The organism is Nocardioides sp. P4_G10 (assembly GCF_056401175.1).
The window spans coordinates 1-3,766 of the sequence record NZ_JBFUJV010000045.1 but is presented as its reverse complement, the minus strand read 5'-3'; the positions used below and the strand labels follow the sequence as shown (position 1 = coordinate 3,766).

Here is a 3,766-nt window from a genome sequence, read left to right as displayed (position 1 = left end):
GCCGTCTCGTCGACGACCAGGCCGGCGCCCTGGCGCTGGAGCTGACCCGCACCCTGGTCGGCGCGGCACACCCCGACCCTGCGCACGTCCTCGAGCGGGTGACCGGGCTGGTGCCGGAGCACCCGGTGCTGTCGGTCCGCCTGCACCCCGACGTCGCCGCCCTCGCTGGGGACCTGCGTGAGCTGTCGATCGCGGTGGTCGCGGACCCCACGCTGGGTCGCGCGGACGCGGTCGCCCACGCCGACGACCACGTCGTCGACCTCCGCGTCGACGAGGCGCTCGACCGACTCTCCCGGGTGCTGGGATGACCGTCCTCACGCCCGAGCTGCGGGCCCGCGCCCTCGGCGCCGTCGCCCCGTTGCGCCTGGGCCGGGTGGCCGAGCTGCTCGGCCTCCAGGTCCGGATCACCGGCCTGCCCGCTGCCGTCGGCGACCTCGTCTCGGTCGAGGGCCGCACGAGCGTCCTCGCGGAGGTGGCCGCCAGCGGCCCGGGCGGCCTCACCTGCCTGCCCCTCGGCAGCACCACCGGCCTGCAGGTGGGCGACGTCGTACGCCACACGGGCGGGCCGCTGCTGGTGGGCGTCGGTGACGAGCTGCGCGGGCGGGTCCTGGACGGCCTCGGCCGTCCCGTGGACGGCGGCCCCTCGCTCGACCACCTGCCGCAGGTCGGGGTCGGCCAGGTCGCTCCGGCGGCGATGAGCCGCCCCCGCATCGACCAGCAGGTCGGCCTCGGCGTGCGCGCCCTCGACGCCCTCACCCCGTGTGGACGCGGTCAGCGCATCGGCATCATGGCCGGCTCCGGCGTCGGCAAGTCGAGCCTGCTGTCGATGGTCGCTCGCGGCACCGACGCTGAGGTCTCGGTCATCGCGCTGGTCGGGGAGCGCGGTCGCGAGGTGCGCGAGTTCATCGAGAACGACCTCGGGGCCGAGGGGCTGGCCCGCTCGGTGGTGGTCGTCGCCACGTCCGACGCGCCACCGGTCGAGCGGTTGCGGGCGGCGAGCGTCGCCACGCGCATCGCCGAGCACTTCCGCGACAGCGGCAAGCACGTGGTGCTGATGATGGACAGCCTCACCCGCGTCGCGATGGCGCAGCGGGAGATCGGCCTGTCGGCCGGCGAGCCGCCCGCCACCCGCGGCTACCCGCCGAGCGTGTTCACCCTGCTCCCGCAGCTCCTCGAGCGCGCGGGCACCTCGCCCGCAGGCAGCATCACCGGGCTCTACACGGTGCTCGTCGAGGGCGACGACATGCAGGACCCCATCGGCGACACCGCCCGGTCCATCCTCGACGGCCACGTCGTCCTGTCCCGCCGTCTCGCGACGGCCGGGCACTTCCCCAGCATCGACGTGCTCGAGTCGATCTCCCGCGTCTCCGGCGCGGTGACCGTGCCCGAGCAGCGGGCCGACGCGACCCGTCTCCGCCGCCTGCTCGCCGCCCACCGCTCGGTGCGCGAGCTCGTCGAGATCGGCGCCTACGTCGCCGGCGCCGACCCCGACGCGGACGTGGCGCTGGCCCGGATGCCCGCCATCGACGCCTTCCTGCAGCAGGACATGGACGACAGCACCCCGACGTCCGAGACCTGGCAGCGACTCCGGGAGCTGGTGGCCTGATGGCACGCACCCCCGACCCGGACGCCGGCATGCGGGCCGTCGCCCGCGTGCGCGGCGTCCGCGAGCAGGACAGCCGGCTCGGCCTCGCCCGGGCCGCTGCGGACGAGCGCGAGGCCGTACGTCGCCTCGACGCGGTGGTCGCGCTCCTGGCCGCGACCCCGGACCCGCGCGACGCCGACCCGGCGTCCTTCGGCGCGGCCCGCCACGCCGCGGCCGCGGTCGCGGCCGACGTCACGGCCTCCCGCGCCGCGCTCACCTCGGCGACGACCCTCACCGCGATGGCACGCGAGCACTGGCAGCTGGACCGCACCCGGCTGTCGGCCGTCGAGCTGCTGCTCGAGCGACGCGAGGAGCGCCGTCGTGCCGAGCGCCAGCGCCGCGAGCGGGTCGAGGTCGACGACCTCGTCTCGGCGCGCTGGCTGCGCACCCGCTCGGGGTCTGAGGGGACCCCGAGATGAGCATCGCCGACGTCACTGCCCGGATCTCGCAGATCCAGGCGCAGCTGGCCATGCTGCCGGTCACGCGTGCCGGCACGAGCCCTGGCGGGTTCACCGACGTGCTGTCCCGCACGACCGGCCCGGGGGCGACCACCAGTGCGTACGCTCCGGGCGGCACACCCGCCACGGTCGGTCCGGCGGGATCGGTCAGGGGCGACGCGGTGGTGACCCGTGCCCTCGAGATGGTCGGGCTCCCCTACGTCTGGGGCGGCACCGACCCCGAGCGCGGCGTCGACTGCTCCGGACTGGTGCAGGCGACCTACTCGACCTTCGGGATCGACCTGCCGCGACTGTCCGCCGACCAGGCCCGCGCCGGCTCGCCGGTGGCGAGCATGTCCGAGGCCCTGCCGGGCGACCTCATCGCCTGGGACAACTCCAGCCGCAACGTCGGGGCGGACCACATCGCGATCTACATCGGCAACGGGATGATGATCGAGGCGCCCCGCCCCGGTGGTGAGGTGCAGGTGGTGCCGGTGACGACGCCGCCCGACTACATCCGTCGCATCCTCACCGACCCCGCGCCGTTCGCGACCGCACCGGCGGGTACGACGCCGCTCGCCCGCACGTCCTCGACCACCGCACCACCGGTCGCACCGGCCGGGACCGTCGCAGCCACCGGCTCCACGGTGCCGGCCGGCACCCCCTTCGCCGACCTCTTCCAGCGCGCCGGCACCACCCACGGGGTCGACCCGGCCCTGCTGGCGGCGGTCGCGCGGCAGGAGTCGGGCTTCGACCCTCGTGCCGTGAGCCCCGCCGGCGCCCAGGGGCTGATGCAGCTCATGCCCGCCACCGCCCGGGGGCTCGGTGTCGCCGACTCCTTCGACCCGGTCCAGGCCGTCGACGGGGCCGCCCGCCTCCTGGACGACCTGATGTCCCGATTCGGCTCCGTCGAGCTGGCGCTCGCTGCCTACAACGCCGGGCCGGGTGCGGTCCTGCGCTACGACGGGATCCCGCCCTACCCCGAGACGCGCGCCTACGTGCAGTCCGTCATGACCAGCTGGCAGGGAGCCGCATGACCATCACCTCGTCCACCGCACCGGGACCCACGACCTCGGCCGTGCTGCCCGCAGCTGGGGTCGCCCCCGTCGACGCCGCGGCGCCGGCCGGCTTCGCCGCGCTGGTCGCACGGCTCCTCGACGACGCGTCCGGCGGGGACCCCACCGCCGAGGTCCTCGCCGGAGCGGCGACGACCGACGTCACCGCGGCAGGCCCTGCGGCGGACCCTGCGGCGGACCCGGTGGCGGACCCTGCGGCGGACGCTGCGGGGGAGGAGGCGGTGGACCCCGCGGCGGAGGACGGAGTCCCGGCCGAGGGGGCTACGACTGCAGATGCCGTCCCCTACGTCTCGCCACCGCCCGCGATCCTGCTCCTGGCCGCGCCGGTCGACCTGGTCAGCGGAGCGACGCACGGTGTCGACGGCCCGGTCGACGGCGCAGGTGCCGACGGCCCGGTCGACGGCGTCGGACCGACGGCGACCGCCGGCGCGCCAACCACCGACACGGCCGCCGGCACGTCCCCGAGCCCATCCGTCGACGCGCCGCCCGCCGCCCAGCCCGCGGGGGAGCCCACGGGCCAGGCCGCCGGTCAGACCGCGGGCCAGCCCGGGAGCCAGTCGCCCGCAGGGGCCGTCGCCACCGCGGGCGCGACGACGGCGGTGCAGCCG

At 76.4% G+C, this 3,766-nt stretch carries 4 protein-coding genes and 1 pseudogene; all 5 read left to right on the top strand.

Going from position 1 to position 3,766, the window contains the following annotated elements:
* Positions 1–308: FliH/SctL family protein (locus AC1DP1_RS23160; protein ID WP_477508845.1), on the top strand; the 308-nt coding region annotated here is incomplete at its 5' end.
* Complete coding sequence (locus AC1DP1_RS23155; protein ID WP_477508844.1) at positions 305–1,606, top strand: FliI/YscN family ATPase; 1,302 nt, start codon at positions 305–307, stop codon at positions 1,604–1,606. The genes AC1DP1_RS23160 and AC1DP1_RS23155, both read left to right, overlap by 4 nt.
* Positions 1,606–2,064 carry a flagellar FliJ family protein gene (locus tag AC1DP1_RS23150; RefSeq protein ID WP_477508843.1) on the top strand — a complete coding sequence of 153 codons (459 nt, stop codon included), beginning with the start codon at positions 1,606–1,608 and terminating at the stop codon, positions 2,062–2,064. The genes AC1DP1_RS23155 and AC1DP1_RS23150 overlap by 1 nt, the downstream gene beginning before the upstream one ends.
* The gene (locus AC1DP1_RS23145; RefSeq protein ID WP_477508842.1) at positions 2,061–3,119 is read left to right on the top strand and encodes a transglycosylase SLT domain-containing protein; all 1,059 of its coding nucleotides are present in this window, start codon (positions 2,061–2,063) and stop codon (positions 3,117–3,119) included. The genes AC1DP1_RS23150 and AC1DP1_RS23145 overlap by 4 nt, the downstream gene beginning before the upstream one ends.
* Positions 3,116–3,766: pseudogene (locus AC1DP1_RS23140) on the top strand (hypothetical protein); the annotation flags it as partial. The gene AC1DP1_RS23145 and the pseudogene AC1DP1_RS23140, both read left to right, overlap by 4 nt.

Coding starts and splice junctions, on each gene's coding strand:
- AC1DP1_RS23145 (WP_477508842.1), top strand. CDS start 2,061: ATGAGCATCGCCGACGTCACTGCCCGGATCTCGCAGATCCAGGCGCAG.
- AC1DP1_RS23150 (WP_477508843.1), top strand. CDS start 1,606: ATGGCACGCACCCCCGACCCGGACGCCGGCATGCGGGCCGTCGCCCGC.
- AC1DP1_RS23155 (WP_477508844.1), top strand. CDS start 305: ATGACCGTCCTCACGCCCGAGCTGCGGGCCCGCGCCCTCGGCGCCGTC.